This is a genomic window from Longimicrobium sp. (genome assembly GCF_048594345.1).
Taxonomy (GTDB): domain Bacteria; phylum Gemmatimonadota; class Gemmatimonadetes; order Longimicrobiales; family Longimicrobiaceae; genus Longimicrobium.
The window spans coordinates 132,022-149,748 of sequence record NZ_JBMDXM010000109.1 but is presented as its reverse complement, the minus strand read 5'-3'; the positions used below and the strand labels follow the sequence as shown (position 1 = coordinate 149,748).

Below are 17,727 nucleotides of genomic sequence, written 5' to 3'. Positions count from 1 at the left end.
GTCCCCCTGGAATGATGGACAGGCCGATCCCCCGATCGGTTGCACGCGCCTTGTCCACCTGGAATGATGGACAGGCCCTCGCGCCGATCGGTTGCACGGATTGGAATGATGCCGCTGATTCGCATCCATCCCCCGGTCGCTTACATCGCGGTGAATGTCATTTTGAAGGAGCGCCGCGCCGCCCCTGCCGATCCCACGCAGCCGGCGCGCGACTGAGAAATCTACTTTCCGATTTCTCGTGGCCGGCCATGGCACATCGTGCTTGCGGCTACAATCCGCGCAGGCGGATTTTGCGATTTTCCAGCGGCGAATTCATTCGCTCCTGGCGGGCGGACGGCACGCTACACGGTCGATGGCGCGCCCCCCGGCGGCGGCTTCATCTACACGCGCTGCACCGGCCACACGGCACATCCCACCTCCGCATCAACCCCTCCCTGCAACCGAACCCGCGATGACCCTGTCCAACGGGAGATGAGCGATCGGGAGATGGTGGCACGCGTGCTCTCGGGCGACCGCGGCGCGTTCCGGGAACTGGTGCACGCGCACCAGCGCCTGGTAAGCCACGTCGTCTTTCGCATCGTCCGCGACCCGCGCGACCGCGAAGAGGTGTGCCAGGACGTCTTTGTCCGCGTGTACCAGAAGCTGGACCAGTTTGCCTTCGAGTCGGCGCTGGGCACCTGGATCGCAAGCATTGCGTACCGGCTCAGCCTGAACCACCTGGAGCGCCGCCGCATTCCGCTGTACGACGACCTGCGCGCCGACGAGACCGGCGGCGCGTCCGTCGACCAGCTGCCCGGCGCGTGGGCGTCGCCGCTGGACGAGGCCCAGGGCGCCCAGCTTCGCGCATTCGTGCGGGCGCGGGTGGACGAGCTGCCGGTGCAGTACCGCACCGTGGTGACGCTGTATCACCTGGAAGAGATGGCCGTGGGCGAGATCGCGGCCGTGATGGACCTGCCTGAGGGAACGGTGAAAAGCCACCTGTTCCGCGCGCGCAAGCTGCTGAAGGAGAAGCTGATGGCCAGCTACGGACCGGAGGGGACGGCATGATGGATCGGGACGAGCAGATCCAGGCCGCGCTGGACGGGGGAAACGCGCGCACGGCCGCGGACGTGGACGAGGCGGCCTACCAGCTGGTGTTCGCCGCGCTGCGCGAGGACGAGGGATTCGGCCTCTCCGCGAACTTCGCCGAGGCCATGGCCGCGCGGCTGATGCCCGCCCGCGTGCGCGCCTCTCCGTTTGAGCGCTACGTGCTGCCCGTGCTCATGCTGGTGGCGTGCGCCATGGGCGTTCCCGTCGTCATCGGAATGCTTGGGGGCGCGCTGACGCGGGTGGCGGGGCCGGCGGGCGAAAGCTCCGGCCTGCACGTCATCGCCGCCGTTGCGCTCGTCGTCGCCTTGATCGCGGTGGCCGACCGCCTTGCGCGCCGCGCCGGGCTGACGCCGATGTGACGGTCCGCAACAGAATGGGCCTTATGCCAGATCCGACAAAACTGTCATTCTGAGAGGGTGTTGAGAAACCTCAGTTGTTCCTCAAGAAGCACAGTGTCATCCTGAGGGAGCGCACGCCCGCAACTTTCAGCAACCACAGAAGCTTGCGCGCGACCGAAGGATCTTTGTCGGGTCGCGCGAGACCCAGCCCTCGGGACGCCCTGAGTGAGGAAGGCGCCGCGCAGTGCTCCCCGTTTGCCCAGGAGCGTGGCGCCGACCGAAGAATCTTCATGCTGAAACGGGCGGTTCTTTCCGTCCCGAGAGGGTTCCCGGGCGTTGCCCGGAAGGGGTTCCGCGTGAGGAGGAGGGAGATTCCTCGGTCACTCGAAGAACACGCTGCTTCCGCCGATGGCGCTCCCTCCGCGCACCAGCTCCTGGTTGCGCCGCGCCCGCGCCTCCACCTCGTGCTCCCGGACGTTGCCGCCGCGCTGGCCGAGCGTCCGGCGAGGCTCCTGCTCGTCCAGCAGGTCGTACACGCGAGCTTCTTCGTCCGTCGCCAGGGCCTGCACCACGGCGGCGTGCAGCGGCGCGATCATCGACCCGCCGCCCGTAAGCGTCTGCGCGTTGATGGGCCCGCGCACGTGGTCGCGAAGGAAGGTGTCACGCACCGTGATGAGCCGAGCCGCAAAGTGGCGCAGCGCCTCCACCGTCTTCTCCGCGTCCCCGATCCGCCGCGGCCCGCCGCGAACGTCGGCGATGGTGACGGGCACGCCGCGGTACAGGTCCACCTTCAGCGCATCCCACTCGCTGGGAGACAGCCGCCGGATCGCCCGCTGCGCGTCCCCGTCCAGGCTGTCGTAGATGGCCTGGTCCAGCTCGCGGATGCCAAGCTCGTACGACTGCTGGACGATCTGGGGACGATGCCAGTCGTTGGAGCTGAAGCTGGTATCGAACTGCACGTATCCCAGGTCCGTGGTAAACCCGCCGATGTCGATCACCAGCACGCCAAAGCTCCCCGACATGCGCCGCAGCGCCTGCAGCAGGCCTTCGGGCTCCAGCATCTTCATCAGGTGCAGCGAGCGGCCCGCGCGGGGCGTGAACGGCGCCGCCGGGGGGTACCAGGTCGCGTTGCGCCCGCGCGTAAACATGCCGCACGCGTTGGATTCCGGCTCGTAGACCGTCACGCGGCCGTGCGCCGGACGCCATCCCGCCGCGTCAAGGATGCGCCCCACGCGGCCGTCCATGTCAGCCACGTCGATGCGGGGAACGCAGACGCGGACCGCGCTGGACGCAATCTCGTCCCCGTACGGCGAGCGCTCCAGGCTCTCCCGCAGGCCGCGGAAGAACTGGGTGGCAATCAGCTCGTAGTCTTCGCTGCTGTGCGCTTCGGTAGACTGCCCCATCTGGTCGCGGCTCACCTGCGCCGGCGAGCCGGTGGCAAACAGCCGGGCCTTCCAGTAGCGAAAGATGCTGATCCCATCCCCCGGCGCCTGCGCCGCCGCGTCCGCGCCGATCATCCAACGCGTATCGCCCTTCGCCTCTACCCGCGCCACGACGGAGGGCACGCAGAAGTCCACCTCGTCCGAGGCAAGGGGCAGGTCGCGAAGCAGGTCCGACTCGGCGTTCCAGTCCCTCCGTATCGCCACCTTGGTGTAGGCACTGCCCAGATCGATCGAAACCAGCCTGCGGTTTTTCACTCAACCTCACGTTCATTGCTACGAGGAAATCTCTTCCGAATCCACAAAACCGCAGATCTCACGCGGAGACGCGGAGGGCGCGGAGGCGCGGAGCAGCATCCTCCGTGTCTCCACGCCTCCATGTGAGACCTGTTTCTTCCGGACGATCAGCGCTTGTTGCCCAGGATGGTGCCGCGACAGGACGGGGCGCCGCAGTGACAGGGAAAGTGGCGCTTCATCTTTGCCGTGTGGCGCTGGGGGAGGATGTAGTTGTAGTCGTAGGCCAGCTCCTCGCCCGGCTGGATGTCGCGGATGCTTTCGATGTACAGCCGCCCATCCTCCTCCACCACCTCGCAGTTGGGATCGCAGGAATGGTTGATCCACCGCGCCAGGTTGCCCCCGTACGCGGCGTCGATCATCGTCTCGTCATCCACCGCGAACAGAAAGGTGTGGTGTGGCGCGGAAAAGTCGTCTGGGTAGCGGCGGTCTGCCTCGGCGGTGGTGATGCGCTCGCCGCGGTACTCCACGATGCGCGTGTCGGCGGCGATGGGCGCGCGGGCGTAGACGCCGCGGCCATGGATGCCGGAGCGCCGCACGGAAAGATACGGACGGACGGGAAGCACGGGTCTTCGCATCCGGCGATTCTACCACCCCCGCCGCCGTCGCGGGAGGGTGCGACAGCTCTTTTCGGAGTCCGGCCAAACGTGTCATTCTGAGGAAGGCGCCCACCGCGAGCGTTCGGAAACACACGGCAGCCGGTGCGCCGACCGAAGAATCTTTACGATGGGCGGCAGAATCCTTCCCCTCGCACGGGGTTCCCGGGCGTTGCCCGGTGAGGGCTCCGCGCGAGGGGAAGGAGATTCTTCGGTCGCGCTGCACGGTCCAGCGAGATGCTCCGGCTTCGAGGTGGGCGCTCCCTCAGAATGACAGGTGTTCCTCAGGCTTGTGTATCAACACTTTCATCCCGCCGCCACGCCGCTCATACCTCCGCCGTGCGGATCTCGCCGATGTGCGCGGCGGAGACGCCGTCGACGATCGTGCGGTTGACCATGGGATGATGGTCGTGCGTGGGGCCAAAGTCGCTGTCGGGGTGCCACGCCAGCACGTCCACCGCCTCGCCGCGGGTAAAGAACGAGTGCAGCACGCCGGTGGGGATGCGCCACCCCATCCCCGGCCGCAGCGCAAAGGTGCCGCCCGGCGTGCGGCACTCGCCCGTCCCGCGCACAATCACGCCGATGCGCTCGGAGGGGTGCGTGTGCGCCGTCTGGTCGGTGCCCGGCGGCATGTGCAGGTGGTTCAGGCATGGCTCGCCCAGCACCGGCGGACACACCAGCAGCGTGTCGGAGCACCCGTCGATGTAGCGCAGGCGCCCGGCGGCCTCCACGGGCCCGCCCAGCTGAAACAGGCCGCGATACCCCAGCCGCGAGATCACCATCCCCGCCCCGCCGCGCACGGTCGCCGTGCCGGGCACCACGAAGAACATCCCCGTGCGCAGTTCGAACCGGCCGGCCGCCGTCTGCAGCGTGCCGCCGTCCTCCACCGCCATCCCGTAGTGCGTGGCGTCCGCCTCCAGCGCCAGCGCCTCACCGCGCCAGCCGTAGACGCGTGTGGGATAGGCGTCATCCGCCAGGTCCACCAGCAGGCCGCTTTCGATGTCCAGAGGAACGAAGTCGCTCATCGTAGTCGTCGTTATCCGTGTCACAGAGGATGTAGTCAACTCGTGCCGAAGCACTGGCTTCCGGGGGCTGAGGCTGAGAGGGTGTTGAGAATCTTGGATGTCCCCACAGAAGGGCGGTGTCATCCCGAGCGAGCGCACACCCGCAACGTTCGTAATCACCAGAGTTTGCGCGCGACCGAAGGATCATTATCGGGTCGCGGTGGGCCAGCCCTCGACAGCCGTTCAAGGCTCCTGGTTCTGCGGGCAAGGTCCTTCGGTCGGCGCCAAAGGGTTGTGCGTCAGCAGATTGCGGAGCGGCGCCTCCCTCAGGATGACTGGGGGTCGAGGTTTTTCAACATCCTCCGAGGGAGCGCCGCCCGAAACCGTTCGACCGCACTGCAGGTAGTGCGCGACCGAAGGACCTATCACTCGTTGGCCCGCAGCCACACTTCCATCGTCAGCAGCAGCCAGAGCTTTACGCCGCGCTTGGGGGCCCTGGGCGTATCCAGCCACTCCTTTACCGTCCGCGGGTCGAAATACGACCGCGTGCGCGCGTTGCGGTCCAGCAGCATGGCGCGGGCGTAGGAGCGCAGCTCGTTCTGGAACCAGGCCTGAACGGGGACCAGCATCCCGCTCTTGGGGCGATGGACCACCTCGACGGGAAGCAGGTCGGACACCGCGGCCTTGAGCACCGCCTTTTCCACCGTGCCCGCCAGCTTGTGCTCCGGCGGGATGGCGAAGCTGGCATCGATCACGCGGCGGTCCGCCAGCGGCGAGCGGCCCAGCAAGCCGTTCGCCGACGTCAGGTTGGCCACCTTGGTGAGGATGTGGTCGGCGCCCTTGAAGCGCACGTTCACGTCCAGCAGCCGGTTGAGAAAGTGCCGCATCCCCCCGTCCACCAGCCGCGGGGCGAACCACCACCCCGCCGGCGGCCCGTCTCGCAGCGCCGCCTGCACGTCCGCCGTCAGCAGCGACGGCAGGTCGTCCCAGCACTTGCCAAAGGAGCGCAGGTACGCCGTCGTCAGGTCGTCCGCGCCGCCGTAGAGCGCGTGCAGCAGCATCGGCGTGTTCTTGGGGCCGCCAAAGCTGGGGTCGCCTCCCTCGCCGTTCAGGATGGTCCCCGTCACCCCCGCCGCCGCCCGGCCGATGAGCAGGTTGGGCGTGGTGAGCGGATCGCCGATGGGATCGTCCAGCGCGGCAAGGCTTTCCGGCAGGTGCTTCTGGATGACGGACGCGGGAAACTCCAGCACGTGGTGCTGCGTCCCGCAGTGCCGCGCGACGAGGGACGACCAGGCCAGCTCGTTGGCGAACGATCCGCCGAAGTGCAGCGAAAAGGTATGCACCGGCCCCGGCGCCATCCGCGCCGCCAGCGCCGTCACCAGGCTGCTGTCCACCCCGCCGGAAAGGTACACGCCCACGGGTCCGGACGCCGGCAACCGCACTCGCACCGCGTCGTCGATCAGGTCGCGCAACCGCGCCGCATGCGCCTCCAGCGGCGCGTCCGCGTCCTCGATCCGCTCCGTCGGCTCCCAGAAGACGTGCGCGCCGCCGTCGGGGAGCGACAGCGCCGTCCCCGGCCGCAGTTCCGCCACGCCGCGCCACATCGTCCGCTCACCGGGAACGAAGGCGCAGGTCAAATAGTCGCGCAGCGCGACCAGGTCGACCTCGCCGGAGACGCCAGCCGCCCGCCGCAGCGCGCGTGGCGACGAGGCGAAGCTCCACCCGCGCGTCACGTCTCCTGCGAAGTACAGCGTCCGCGCGCCCGCGCCGTCGCGCAGCAGCCATAGGCGGCGCTCGGCGGGGAGCCACACGGCGGCGGCGTACATCCCCAGCGCATGGCGGCCGGCGTCTGCACCGTCCCTGCGCACCAGCGCCGCCAGCAGCGCCAGCGGCGACGCGCCGGGCAGATCCAGCGCCCGCCGCAACTCCCCCGCGTTGTCCAGGACGACGTCGCCGCACGCGATCCATCCGCCGTCCGGTGCCTGCTCCACCGCCCCGGCCAGCGCCAGCCCTCCCTCGCTCCACGCGGGATCGAAGCCCGGGCGCCGGAGCGCGGCGGCCGGATCGGGCCCGCCGAAGACACCCGCGAACGCGCTCATCCGAACCCGTCCACCGCGGCGGTGTCGGCGCCGCCGGCCGGGTCTCCGATCCAGATCATCCCGCCACCGTACAGGGCGCCGGCGGTCGCCGGGATGCCGACGGAGCCGTCATGGGGCCCGGCGGCCACGATCCCCTTGTAGGCGGCGCGCATCAGCTGCGTGGGACGCAGGGCGGCGAGCTCGGACGAGTGGCCTTCGGTGAGCCACTGCTGGTCCTCCGGCGACAGGCTTTCCATCAGCTCCGGCGGGCGGAACGCCGACGAGCCCTGGAGCTCGGGAAGGCGCAGGCGCTTGGCGATCTCCGGGCGCAGCCCCAGGTCCACGATGCGCACCCGCGGGTCGGGAAACCACGCCGGCTCGCGCAGCACGAAGGGAAGATGGCACCCGGCCAGGCTGGCGTCGTGCAGCGCGAACACGGTCAGGCGCGGGTTGCGGCGCAGCATCTCCTTGATGGTGTCGGCGATGCCGTCGGGGTAGCCGTCCACGCTCAGCACGGCGCAGTTGTGCTCGAAGTGAAAGCGGTTGGCCACCAGCATCGCCGCCGTCTCCCACCGGTCCGTCACCAGGGCGCGGTCGAAGGAAAAGGCGGCCACGTCCGGCGGCACCTGCCTGGGCATGACGGCGGCCGCCTCCTCACGCGGCGGAAGGAGCCCGGGGATGGGGCCGTTCACCTCGATCCAGCGCGGCAGGTGCTGCTTCTGAAACACTTCGAACCGCATGCTGGGAGGGCCGTGTTTAAACGGCGGCGCCGTGTTGGCGCGCCAGTTGGCATACACGGTCAGGGCGCCCATGCCCACGGCGCCCACGGCCGACAGCCAGTACAGCGCGGGAACGGCAAAAAGCTTCGCCAGCATGACGAGCGGAAGCGCGCCCACGACCGCGCCCGCCACCGCGGCCCAGAAAAGGGAGGCCGGCTGGCGCACCACGCCACGCAACGCCCAGCGCCGGTGCACCTCGTACCACAGGTTGCGCGCGGTGAACCGCACCGTGCCGTCTCCCGAGACACGGCCGACGGCGCGCTTGAACTGCAGGTCCGTGATCCAGGACGGATCGGTCGTGGGCTCGAAGACGAACCGGTGCTGGCACTTTGCACAGCGCCCGTCCTTCCGCTCGCGGAGCCTGGAATGCGTCCCGCACTGGATGCACTGCATGCGTTCGGATCAATCCGGGTTGAATGAAGATGACGACGCGAGCGCTGCGGCGAATGCACGGGCAAGCGCCGCGAACGCGCTCATCCGAACCCGTCCACGCCGGCCGTGTCGACACCCGGGCTCATGTCGCCCACCCAGATGATCCCGCCGCCGTAGTACGTGTCTCCCCCACCGCCGTCCGAGCCGCCGCCGGAGCCGTCGTTGGGTCCGGCGGCCACGATCCCCTGGTAGGCGGCGCGCAGCACCTGCTCGGGGCGCAGGGCGGCCAGTTCCGCCCGGTGCCCCTCCGCCAGCCATGCCACGTCCTCCGCCGGAAGGAGCTCCCCCAGCCGCGGCGGCGGCTGCGTGGGCCCGCCGGCCAGCGCCGGAACGCGCATGCGCCTCGCCGTCGACGGCCGCAGCCCCAGGTCCACGATGCGGACCGCCGGGTCCGGAAACCACTCCGCGTCGCGCAGCGTCAGCGGGAGCAGGCACCCGCCGGGGGTGGCGTCGTGCAGGGCAAAGACGGTCAGGCGCGGATTGCGGCGCAGCATCTCCTTCACCGTGTCCGCGATGCCGTCCGGATAGCCGTCTCGGCTGAGCACGGCGCAGTTGTGCTCGAAGTGAAAGCGGTTGGCCACCAGCATCTGCGCCGTTTCCCACGTATCCGTGACCACCGCGCGGTCAAACGAGAACGCGGCCACGTCCGCGCGCACCTCGGTGGGCATGGCGGGGAGCGCCGCCTCGCGCGCGGGGAGCAGCCCCGGCACGTCGCCGTGCACCTCGCGCCAGCGCCGCAGGTACAGCCGCTCGAAATCGTCCAGGCGAATGCGGGGCGGGCGGGGCGGACGGGGCGCGCGGCGGTTGGCCAGCCCGCTCAACGCGGCGCCCGCGCCCAGCCCGGCCGCCACGCCAAAGCAGATCAGCGCCAGGGGAAACACCGCCACGTGGATGACGTCCAGCAAGGCGAGCACACCCGGCCCGGCGCCCGCGACCGGCAGCACACCGTAGGGGCTGCGCCAGAAGCCGGGGTGCATCCACCGCCGGTTGAACTCGTACCACAGCTCCCGCTCGGTGAACTGCACCTTGCCGGAGCCGGAGACGCGGTCGATGGCGTTCTTGAACTGGCCGTCGGTAACCTGGTGCGGATCGGTGGTGGGCTCAAAGGCGAAGCGGTTGTGGCACCTGGGACAGCGCTTGTCCGTCCGCTCGCGCAGCTTGGAGTCCGTCCCACAGTGAATGCACTTCATGCGATCGGCCGATGGGGGGAGGATGCGGAGGTTGGGCCGCGGAGAACAGGGGTCACGAGATCCGCCAGTCCAGCGGGGGATCCTGCGCGTCGAGCCACAGGTGCAGCATCAGCAGTGCCCACAGCTTTTCGCCGGCGCGGCGGCGGCGCGTCTCCCCCGGATGATCGTCGCCGCGGCGCAGGGCGGCCACGTACTCGGGCCGGAACCACCCGTCGCGCCGCAGCCGCCGCGCGGAGAGGCGCCGGGCCGCCTCCCACCGCAGCGGACTCATCCAGCCGCGCAGCCACTCCGTCGCTGGGACGCCCATCCCCCGCTTGGGCCGGTCGATGAGCACGGGGGGAAGCAGCCCCTGGGCCGCGCGCTTGAGCAGGTGCTTTTCGCTGGCGCCGCGGAGAAAGAAGTCCGCGGGGAGCGTGAACGTCCACTCCGCCAGCGCCGTGTCGAAGAAGGGTGCGCGCGCCTGCAGCCCGTGCACCGCCGCCAGCTGCGCCATGCGCGGGGCGATGTTCTGCGCGCCCTTGAGCCGGAGGTTGGCCGCGCGCAGGCGGTGCAGCAGCGTGGGCAGACCGGGCGCGTCCAGCGCCGGCCGCAGCCACGCCCCGGCGTCCATCGTCCCGATCGCCGCCCGCGCCGCCGGGGTCAGCAGCTGGTCCTCCACGCCGTAAAAGCGGTGGTAGGTGGCCAGGTACGCGGCCTCGCGGCTGTACCCTGCCCCGCCGTACGCCTCGGCCGCCAGCATGGGCTTGGTCGCCCATCCCCCGAACAGCTGGTCCCCGCCCTCGCCGTTGAAGACGCTGGCCACGTGGTCGCGCGCCGCCTGGCCAAGGAGAAAAAGGGGGACGGTGACGGGGTCCCCGAACGGCTGATGCAGCGCCGCCGCCGTCGGCTCCAGCGCGCGGCTGACGTCGCGCGGGCGGGCGCGGACGCGGTGCAGCGGGCGGCCCAGATGGTCGGCGACGGCCCGCGCGTGCTCCAGCTCCGCGTCCCACGGCGCGCCAAAGTCGAGCGAGAACAGGTGGACCCGAGCGCCGGCGCGGGCCAGCAGCGCCGCGACCAGGCTGCTGTCCAGCCCGCCGGAAAGGTAGACGCCCACGTCGCGTTCCGCCCCCAGCATCCGCGCCACCGACGCGGCGAGGAGTGCGCGCAGCGTGCGGACGGCGGACCCCTCGTCCGCGGGCGCGGGGCGCTCCGCCCACGGCGCGGGCGCCGGGACGCGCTCGACTCCGGCGAAGAGCGTGCGCGGATCGGGAGGGTGGGAGAAGCAGAGGTAGCCGTGCAGCGCGGCCGGGTCCACACCCCGCGGCGCGCCGGGAAGGTGGCGCAGCGCGCGCGGATCGGCGGCGGTGTGCGCGCGCCCGTCCAGGCGCAGCGCGTAGACCGCGTGCGCGCCGAAGGGATCGAGCGCCTGGTCCGGAGCGACGCGGGGGGCCCCGCTACTCGATCCGGAGGTCGTCCACCTCGACGCGGCCTCGGGCATTCGTGGGGTTGAAGGGGTGGCCGACCTTGAGGGAGATGCCCGTCACCGTGCCGGGCTCGCCGCCGCGTGTGGTACGCCAGGGAGAGCGCGAGTCGGCGCGGGTCTGGTGCTCGAACTGGTCCAGCCGGAACGTCAGGGTGTGCCACTCCGTCTCGACGGGGATGTCGGGCGAGCGCCAGCGCTCCGTGGGCCCGTTCTCGATGAAGACGCGTGCGTTGCCCAGCCCGCCGTCGCCGCGGATGCGCAGCGTGACCGTCTCGTGCCCGTCCAGCGACGCGGGGACGGAGGCGGTGTTGAGGTTGGCCCAGTAGCGCCCGTCATCCTCCGCCACAAAGCGCTCGACGACGATCACGCCACGCCCGCCCTCCTGCCGCGCGCTCCCCGTGGAGCGGCCGTTGAAGTCGCCGGACCAGACCTGCGCGTCGTTCTGGAAGGTGTAGGTGACGGGGTCCGGGGGCGGTGGGTTGGCGACGCGGTAGGCGCCGGCCGCCAGCAGGACGGCCGCCACCGCGCCGGCGACGGTGTTGCGGATGCGCCGGCCGCGGCGGATGCGCGCCACGGTCGCCGCGTGCGTGTCGGCGGCGGCGCGCTCCAGCTGGGTGCGTGAGATCCCCAGCTCTTCGGCCGCCTGCGCGTAGCTTTCGCGGTCCTGCCGCACCTCGCGCTCGCGCTCGTCCACCTCCTGCCGGCGGACAGCCTCGCGCAGCACCTCCGGCAGCTCTTCCGGCGTAAGGTCGTCGTAGCGTCGGGGCATGGGGCGGTTCCATCCGGGTGCGCTGGAACGGCGGGCGTTTCGCGGTCAATCTACCCGCCGGCCGGGAGCGGGACCAGCCCGCCCGGCGCGCACTCGTACGTTCGGTGCGCGGCGGAAGTGTCGGCGGCCAGTTGCCCGTTACCGCATCGTTGCACACCGCGCGTCCGGCTCTGGAAAAGATAGGTCTCACACGGAGTCAACGGAGTCAACGGAGTTTTACGTGGCGTTTTCCGCCGAGCTCATCGCGCGCGACAACAGAATGGGTCTCACGCAGAGTCACCAGAGTTAGCAGAGTTTTACGTGGCGTTTCTTCTGATCTCTGGGCGCGGGATTCCCAGGTGTCGGTGGAGATGGAGGCGGTCAATGAGACGCGATCTTTTGTGAGAGTTTCGGGAACGGGAAGCAGATGGAATGCGGCAGGGGGCCATCCGCGTTTTTTGGAGGAACACCATTCCCGCCATCTCCGCATCCGCGCGGGATGGGGACATCGAAAAAGATGCGCATCAGGTGGGGCGTCCTCTGGTTTCTGCACGGCATCGGCGGGATGGATGCCGGGTGGATGGGAATGGGTACGACTCTGTGGCAATCATTCGATCGGCGCGAGGGGGGGATCCGTTACGAGGGATGTGGATCGGTGGATGATGTCCGCAGCGCATCGAAGCACATCGATCGCACCACCTGATGCGCGATCTGGCGAACCGTCGGCCCACTCTATCATCAAGGGGGCGTCGCGTTTTGTACGAACGACTTTGGCGCCGACCGAACGACCTTTCCGGGTGAGTCAGGGACTTGAACGGCTCCCGATGGCTGGGCCTCGCGCGACCCGACAAAGATCCTTCGGTCGCGCGCAAGCTTTTGTGTTTGTGCAAGTTAGGGGTGTGCGCTCCCTCAGGATGACACCGCGCCTCCGTTGGCGGCAGGCGAGGTTGGGCGACACGTTCTAAAGGCTCAGCCGAGGCCGAGGAACGCGGTCAGCTCGTCCGCGGCGGCCCTGCCTGCCCGGTTGGCGCCGATGGTGGAGGCAGAAGGACCGTAGCCCACCAGGTGGATGCGCGGATCCCTGGCCACCTGCGTGGCGAGCCGGCCAGTCATGGTGATCCCCCCGCCCTCCTCGCGCAGCATGAGCGGCGCAAGGTGATCCAGCGAGCTTCGAAAGCCGGTGCACCAGAGGATGACGTCGGCGCGCAGCTCGGTGCCGTCGGGCCACCGCACACCCTCATCCGTGATCTCGCTGAACATCGGCAGGCGGTTCAGAACGCCGCGCGCGCGCATCGCCTGGACGGCCGGCGTATCGGGTAGCCCCGTCACCGAGACGACGGACGAGGGCGGAAGGCCGCGGCGCACCCGTTCCTCCACCATCGCCACCGCGGCGCGGCCCGCGCCCTCGTCGAACGGGCCCGCGCGGAACTCGGGCGGGCGGCGCGTAACCCACGTGGTGGTGGTGACGCGCGAGACCTCGTCCAGCAGCTGGATCGCCGAGATCCCGGCGCCGACCACCACCACGTGCCGCCCGGCGAACTCGCCGGCGGTGCGGTAGTCCTTTGTGTGAAGCTGTCGTCCGCGAAACCGGTCCGCGCCCGGGTACTCCGGGATGTACGGCGATTCCCAGGTGCCCGTGGCGTTGATGATCCCGCGCGCCGACAGCTGGATGCGGTCCGTCTCCACACGCAGCCGCCCGTCGCGGTCGCAGACCACCGTGGCCGTCATGGGCCGGTAGACGGGAAGGCCGAACGCCTTTTCGTACGCGGCAAAGTAGCGGGGCACCGCGCTGCTGGCCTGCACCTGGGAGTCCGTGGTGTCCACCGCCTCGGAAAAGCGCATTCCGGGAAGGTCGTGGACGCGGTTCACCGTGCTCAGCGTCAGCGACGGCCACCGGAACTGCCAGGCGCCCCCCGGTGCGGGCGACCGGTCCAGCACCACGAAGCCGCGATGTGGCGCCAGCCCGCGCTTCGTGAGATGGTACGCGGCGGAGAGCCCCGCCTGCCCCGCGCCGATGACCACGATCTCCGTCTTGAGCGCCAGCCCTGCACGAGGGCCGTGCCGCGCCGGGACCGGGGAGGAGGTGGATTCCATTCGAGTCAGACCGGCGTACGCGCTGAGGATGAAAGGAAAGGCCGTAGCGCACCCGCCGGAAAGCCCGGCGGGTGCGCATTACTGACGACAGATCGGCTCACAGGGCGTCGCCAAGCCACACCAGCTGCCACCGGACGCCCACTGTCATCCTGAGGGAGCGCACACCCGTAACTTTCACAACCACAAAACCTTGCGCGCGACCGAAGGATCTTTGTCGGGTCGCGCCAAGCCCAGCATCGGGAGCCGTTCAGGCCCCTCAGCCAGGCAGACAAGGTCCTTCGGTCGGCGCCAACCCTTTGCGTGACAGCAGTTTGTGGAGCGGCGCCTCCCTCAGGATGACTGATTACGGAGAGGATCCAGGCTCAGGCCGCTTTCGCCGGGTCCGCCCCGCCTTCGGCGGCCATCAGCTCTCGCACGCGCGGGATGACTTCGCGGCCGTAAAGCTCGATGCTGCGCATCATGATCCCGTGCGCCAGCGTGCCCGCGCTGTACTTCATGTCGAAGCGGTCGATCCCCAGCGCCTGCGCCGTCGCGGCGATCTTGCGCGCCACGGTCTCCGGCGACCCCACGTACAGCGAGCCCACCTCGATCTCGCGCTCGAACTCCGCGCGGCTGGTGGGCGGCCACCCGCGCTCGGCCCCGATACGGTCGCGCATCTCGCGATACGGCAGCCACAGCTCCTCGCGCGCCTGCGTGTCCGTCTCGGCCACGTGGCCGGGGGAGTGCACACCGACGGGAAGCCGCGGCGTTCCAAGCTCCCCCAGCGCCCGGTGGAACAGGTCCACGTACGGCGCAAAGCGGCGCGGATCGCCACCGATGATGGCGAGCGTAAGCGGCATTCCGTACCGCGCCGCCCGCACCACCGACTCCGGGCTGCCCCCTACGCCGATCCACACCTTGAGCCCGCCGTGCCCCGTCGCGGGGAACACGCGCTGGTTGGCCAGCGGCGGCCGCGTGGCGCCGCGCCACGTAAGGCCTTCGCCCGTGCGGTCCTGCTCCAGGATGGCGGCAAAAAGGTCCAGCTTTTCCTCGAACAGCGTGCCGTACTGGTCCAGCGAGTAGCCGAAAAGCGGAAACGACTCGGTGAACGAGCCCCGCCCCAGGATGACCTCCGCCCGTCCCCCGGACGCCGCGTCCAGCGTGGAGAACCGCTGGAACACGCGGATCGGATCGTCGGAGCTGAGCACGGTAACGGCCGAGCCCAGGCGGATGCGCTCCGTCTGCCCGGCGATGGCGGCCAGCAGCACCTCGGGCGCGGAGATGGCGAAATCTTCCCGGTGATGCTCCCCCACGCCGATGAAGTCGACGCCCAGCCGGTCGGCCAGCACGGCCTCCGCGATCACGTCGCGGATCACCTGCGCGTGCGGGACGGCGCTTCCGTCCGCGGTGCGGGTGACGTCGCCAAAGGTGTCGAGTCCCAGTTCCAGGTGCGTATTCATGATGTCGATGTCCTCAAAAAGACGGATGCGCCGGGAAGGATCCCCGTGATCCTTCCGCGCTGGTGCATCCTTTCGCTCAGCGGCCCAGCAGCCGCAGCGTGCGCTCGCGCCGCCCGTACGCGATGATCGCGAGCACCACCAGCAGCACCAGCGGCATCGCCGGGGTTCCGCCGATCACGAACAGGTGCGTGGCGACGGCCCCCAGCATGACACCCGCGAGCAGCAGCGCACCCACGCCGGCCAGCGCCGGCACCAGCAGCAGCACGGCACCCAGCACTTCCAGCCCGCCGGTGACGTAGCGGAACCACTGGCCGATGCCGATGGCGTCGAACAGCCCGATCATGGCGGGCTCGCCAAAGAGCTTCGCGAACCCGGCCATCCCCAGCATCGCGGCCGCGCCGATCTGCAGGACCCACAGCGCCACATTCGCGGCCTTGCCGGTGCCGCGCACGCGGGACCCGTCGTTCGTCACGGTTGCGACCGTCATCTTCCGTTCTCCCCCAAGACTCCGGGCATCGCCCCGGTGCGGCGCCAGGCGGCGCGATCTTCTTCCTGTCAAGAATCTTGATCTCGAAGCATTGGAGCGGCCGAAATCAGCCTTGCCCGGCCGCATGGTAGCCCAGGCGCCGCAGGAACGAGGTGGCGATCCGCTTCTCCTCGGTGGTCAGGCCCTCCATGGTACCGCGGATCTCCTCCGCATGCGCGGGAAAGATTCCGCCCACCAGCTCGCGGCCGGCATCCGTCAGCTCCGCGTAGCACACGCGGCGGTCCTCGGACGAGATGCGCCGCTGGACAAGGCCGCGCCGCTCCAGCTTGTCGACGACCGGGGTCACGCTGCCGCTGGTGACCAGCACGCGCTCACCCACCTGCCCCAGCGTAAGCGGCCCCTTGTGGTACAGCGCCTCCAGCACGCCAAACTCCGTGGGACGAAGCCCCATCCGCTCGATCTGGCGGCGCGCGCGCTCACCGATGGCCCGGTGCGCGCGGTTGAGCACCACCCACAGCTTGAGCGCGGCGGCGGTGTCATCGTCCTTCGGCGGACTCGCGTGCGGATCGTTGTCGGCAATCATCTTGATATCAAGATAAATGAAGTGAGGTAGGCGCACAAGGGGATCGGGTCCGAGAGCTGGGCCTCGCGCGACCCGACAGAGATCCTTCGTTCGCGCGCAAGGTGTTGTGGTTATGAAAGTTGCGGGCGTGCGCTCCCTCAGGATGACAGTGGACGTCCGGCGGGAGCAGGAAGGGTTCGGAATCACCAAGCAGCTTGGCGACGATCCTCAGCCTCAGGCTCAGAGGGTGATGAGAAACCCGTTTCTTTCGTATGGCAGCGCACAGTCATCCTGAGGGAGCGCCACACGGAACCTTCAGGAACACAAGAGCTTACGCGCGACCGAAGGACCTTCTCTCCGCCACCGCGGGGCCAGATGCGGGGCATGAAGCCAGCCTCACGCTTCTGCCGGCAAGGTCCTTCAGTCGGCGCCAGGGTAGTGTGTATGAGCAGGTTGTGGAGCGGCGCCTCCCTCAGGATGACTGGCACGATGCGAGGTCTCTCAACAGCCCCTCAGGATGACAGTGGGCGTCCGGCGGGAGCAGGTGAGGGTTAGCGGGACGCCCCGCTGCCGGCACACCCGCCGCGCGGACATCCTCGATCAGTCGGCGAGGCTCAGCGCCACGATCACCTCGTAGAGTTCGCGCGCGGAGGCGGGAGAAATGTAGGTGGGAGGTGTTGGGACCAGGTGATGGTCCGGCAGACCCAGCTTGCGGCGGGCCGCGCGCGTTACCAGCACCGAGCCGCTCTCCAGGTCCAGCGGGCCTTCAAGCTCATCGACCAGGACCAGGCGGACCTTGCCGCGGTGAGGCGTTACGTCCAGGAACTCCCTGGCCCGGTCACCAAACGCCGGGTCCGCGATCACCCCCGTGACCTCGCGCCCGGACAGTGCCTTGTTGATCTCAGCCGCAAACCGCGGGTTCAGGCTGACCACCACACACGGTTTTCCCGCGCCCGCGGCGGCCGCGCGCGCTGCGTCTCCGTGAAAGACCGTGGTCACCACCAGGTCCGCCGCGGCGAGCTCGTGGGGCGCGATGGAGTCCGGACCGGCGGACGGGCTTACCCGCACCGGGTGCACGTCCAGCGAAAAGTCGGCTTCCAGTTCCGCCGCGATGGCCACCATGTGGTCTTCGTTGGATTCCACGCAGGCGCATCGCACGCGCGAAGCGGCGCAGCGCTCCACCAGCCCCGCCATCTCGGTCCGCGGCAGCCGCCGGCTCCACCCTTCCAGCAATACCTCCCCCAGCCAGCGCGCCGTTTCGGACTCGACCGCCCGCTCCCCGCCGTCAGCGGCCAGGTAGACGCCGGAGCCCGGCCGGATCTCCACCAGCCCTTCCGCTTCCAGCGCGCGATACGCGCTGGCCACCGCGCGGTGGTCCACCCCTAGCTCCCTGGCCATGCCGCGGATACTCGGCAGAAGGTCGCCGCGCTTAAGCCGGCCCACGTGCAAAAGCCCCACGATCCGGTAGCGGAGATGCCGCTGTACCTCGCTGCTGTTCATCGACCCGTTCTGTGTGTTTCTGGGGATCCGCCGGCCAGCCGCCGACGTTGATGTAGCGGTCGCGGAATCGCCGCGCAAACCGCTACATCAAACGTAGCGGTTCGGCCCGTCGTTTGCACGTCCGGCGCCGCCGCAGAAATTGAACTACGAGAGGGTATGCAGAAACGGAGCATTTGCAGGATTCCGCTGGGGGTTG

15 protein-coding genes are annotated in these 17,727 nt (G+C 69.5%); 2 read left to right on the top strand and 13 right to left on the bottom strand.

What is annotated here, in order from left to right:
- The first annotated feature begins 471 nt into the window (after positions 1-471).
- Together ACOJUJ_RS12040 and ACOJUJ_RS12035 are read left to right on the top strand one after the other, a co-directional pair.
- The gene (locus tag ACOJUJ_RS12040; protein WP_420127123.1) at positions 472-1,047 is read left to right on the top strand and encodes an RNA polymerase sigma factor; all 576 of its coding nucleotides are present in this window, start codon (positions 472-474) and stop codon (positions 1,045-1,047) included.
- Positions 1,044-1,448 carry a hypothetical protein gene (locus ACOJUJ_RS12035; RefSeq protein WP_420127122.1) on the top strand — a complete coding sequence of 135 codons (405 nt, stop codon included), beginning with the start codon at positions 1,044-1,046 and terminating at the stop codon, positions 1,446-1,448. The genes ACOJUJ_RS12040 and ACOJUJ_RS12035 overlap by 4 nt, the downstream gene beginning before the upstream one ends.
- A 359-nt stretch (positions 1,449-1,807) precedes the next feature.
- Here ACOJUJ_RS12035 and ACOJUJ_RS12030 read toward each other — a convergent pair whose 3' ends face one another.
- From ACOJUJ_RS12030 to ACOJUJ_RS11970, 13 genes are all read right to left on the bottom strand, one after another.
- The gene (locus tag ACOJUJ_RS12030) at positions 1,808-3,124 is read right to left on the bottom strand and encodes a hypothetical protein (protein ID WP_420127121.1); all 1,317 of its coding nucleotides are present in this window, start codon (positions 3,122-3,124) and stop codon (positions 1,808-1,810) included.
- 146 nt (positions 3,125-3,270) lie between these two features.
- Positions 3,271-3,738, bottom strand: coding sequence for an SET domain-containing protein (locus ACOJUJ_RS12025; protein WP_420127120.1), 468 nt, complete (start codon positions 3,736-3,738; stop codon positions 3,271-3,273).
- Positions 3,739-4,082: 344 nt separating this feature from the next.
- Positions 4,083-4,781: a cupin domain-containing protein gene (locus ACOJUJ_RS12020; protein WP_420127119.1), complete on the bottom strand. Its 699-nt coding sequence runs from the start codon at positions 4,779-4,781 to the stop codon at positions 4,083-4,085.
- A gap of 404 nt (positions 4,782-5,185) precedes the next feature.
- Positions 5,186-6,859: an asparagine synthetase B family protein gene (locus ACOJUJ_RS12015; RefSeq protein WP_420127118.1), complete on the bottom strand. Its 1,674-nt coding sequence runs from the start codon at positions 6,857-6,859 to the stop codon at positions 5,186-5,188.
- Positions 6,856-8,010, bottom strand: a complete 1,155-nt coding sequence (locus ACOJUJ_RS12010) for a hypothetical protein (protein ID WP_420127117.1) — start codon at positions 8,008-8,010, stop codon at positions 6,856-6,858. Before ACOJUJ_RS12010 ends, ACOJUJ_RS12015 begins: the two co-directional genes overlap by 4 nt.
- 80 nt (positions 8,011-8,090) lie before the next feature.
- The gene (locus ACOJUJ_RS12005; protein WP_420127116.1) at positions 8,091-9,239 is read right to left on the bottom strand and encodes a hypothetical protein; all 1,149 of its coding nucleotides are present in this window, start codon (positions 9,237-9,239) and stop codon (positions 8,091-8,093) included.
- A 52-nt stretch (positions 9,240-9,291) separates the two neighbouring features.
- Entirely contained in the window at positions 9,292-10,716 is a 1,425-nt protein-coding gene (locus tag ACOJUJ_RS12000) for an asparagine synthetase B family protein (protein ID WP_420127115.1), read from the bottom strand.
- Positions 10,673-11,470: a hypothetical protein gene (locus tag ACOJUJ_RS11995; RefSeq protein ID WP_420127114.1), complete on the bottom strand. Its 798-nt coding sequence runs from the start codon at positions 11,468-11,470 to the stop codon at positions 10,673-10,675. Before ACOJUJ_RS11995 ends, ACOJUJ_RS12000 begins: the two co-directional genes overlap by 44 nt.
- A gap of 948 nt (positions 11,471-12,418) precedes the next feature.
- Positions 12,419-13,543, bottom strand: coding sequence for an NAD(P)-binding domain-containing protein (locus ACOJUJ_RS11990; RefSeq protein WP_420127113.1), 1,125 nt, complete (start codon positions 13,541-13,543; stop codon positions 12,419-12,421).
- 362 nt (positions 13,544-13,905) lie between these two features.
- Positions 13,906-14,982, bottom strand: coding sequence for an LLM class flavin-dependent oxidoreductase (locus ACOJUJ_RS11985; protein WP_420127112.1), 1,077 nt, complete (start codon positions 14,980-14,982; stop codon positions 13,906-13,908).
- 76 nt (positions 14,983-15,058) lie between these two features.
- On the bottom strand, positions 15,059-15,469 hold the full coding sequence (locus ACOJUJ_RS11980) for a DoxX family protein (RefSeq protein ID WP_420127111.1): 411 nt from the start codon (positions 15,467-15,469) through the stop codon (positions 15,059-15,061).
- 106 nt (positions 15,470-15,575) lie between these two features.
- The gene (locus tag ACOJUJ_RS11975; RefSeq protein WP_420127110.1) at positions 15,576-16,052 is read right to left on the bottom strand and encodes a MarR family winged helix-turn-helix transcriptional regulator; all 477 of its coding nucleotides are present in this window, start codon (positions 16,050-16,052) and stop codon (positions 15,576-15,578) included.
- 579 nt (positions 16,053-16,631) lie between these two features.
- Entirely contained in the window at positions 16,632-17,531 is a 900-nt protein-coding gene (locus ACOJUJ_RS11970; RefSeq protein WP_420127109.1) for a GntR family transcriptional regulator, read from the bottom strand.
- Between the last annotated feature and the right edge of the window lie 196 nt (positions 17,532-17,727).

Bases quoted from the DNA above. Each gene is read 5' to 3' on its own strand.
- ACOJUJ_RS12040 (WP_420127123.1), top strand. From the start codon at position 472: ATGAGCGATCGGGAGATGGTGGCACGCGTGCTCTCGGGCGACCGCGGC.
- ACOJUJ_RS12035 (WP_420127122.1), top strand. From the start codon at position 1,044: ATGATGGATCGGGACGAGCAGATCCAGGCCGCGCTGGACGGGGGAAAC.
- ACOJUJ_RS12025 (WP_420127120.1), bottom strand. From the start codon at position 3,738: ATGCGAAGACCCGTGCTTCCCGTCCGTCCGTATCTTTCCGTGCGGCGC.
- ACOJUJ_RS12020 (WP_420127119.1), bottom strand. From the start codon at position 4,781: ATGAGCGACTTCGTTCCTCTGGACATCGAAAGCGGCCTGCTGGTGGAC.
- ACOJUJ_RS12015 (WP_420127118.1), bottom strand. From the start codon at position 6,859: ATGAGCGCGTTCGCGGGTGTCTTCGGCGGGCCCGATCCGGCCGCCGCG.
- ACOJUJ_RS12010 (WP_420127117.1), bottom strand. From the start codon at position 8,010: ATGCAGTGCATCCAGTGCGGGACGCATTCCAGGCTCCGCGAGCGGAAG.
- ACOJUJ_RS12005 (WP_420127116.1), bottom strand. From the start codon at position 9,239: ATGAAGTGCATTCACTGTGGGACGGACTCCAAGCTGCGCGAGCGGACG.
- ACOJUJ_RS12000 (WP_420127115.1), bottom strand. From the start codon at position 10,716: ATGCCCGAGGCCGCGTCGAGGTGGACGACCTCCGGATCGAGTAGCGGG.
- ACOJUJ_RS11995 (WP_420127114.1), bottom strand. From the start codon at position 11,470: ATGCCCCGACGCTACGACGACCTTACGCCGGAAGAGCTGCCGGAGGTG.
- ACOJUJ_RS11990 (WP_420127113.1), bottom strand. From the start codon at position 13,543: ATGGAATCCACCTCCTCCCCGGTCCCGGCGCGGCACGGCCCTCGTGCA.
- ACOJUJ_RS11985 (WP_420127112.1), bottom strand. From the start codon at position 14,982: ATGAATACGCACCTGGAACTGGGACTCGACACCTTTGGCGACGTCACC.
- ACOJUJ_RS11980 (WP_420127111.1), bottom strand. From the start codon at position 15,469: ATGACGGTCGCAACCGTGACGAACGACGGGTCCCGCGTGCGCGGCACC.
- ACOJUJ_RS11975 (WP_420127110.1), bottom strand. From the start codon at position 16,052: ATGATTGCCGACAACGATCCGCACGCGAGTCCGCCGAAGGACGATGAC.
- ACOJUJ_RS11970 (WP_420127109.1), bottom strand. From the start codon at position 17,531: ATGAACAGCAGCGAGGTACAGCGGCATCTCCGCTACCGGATCGTGGGG.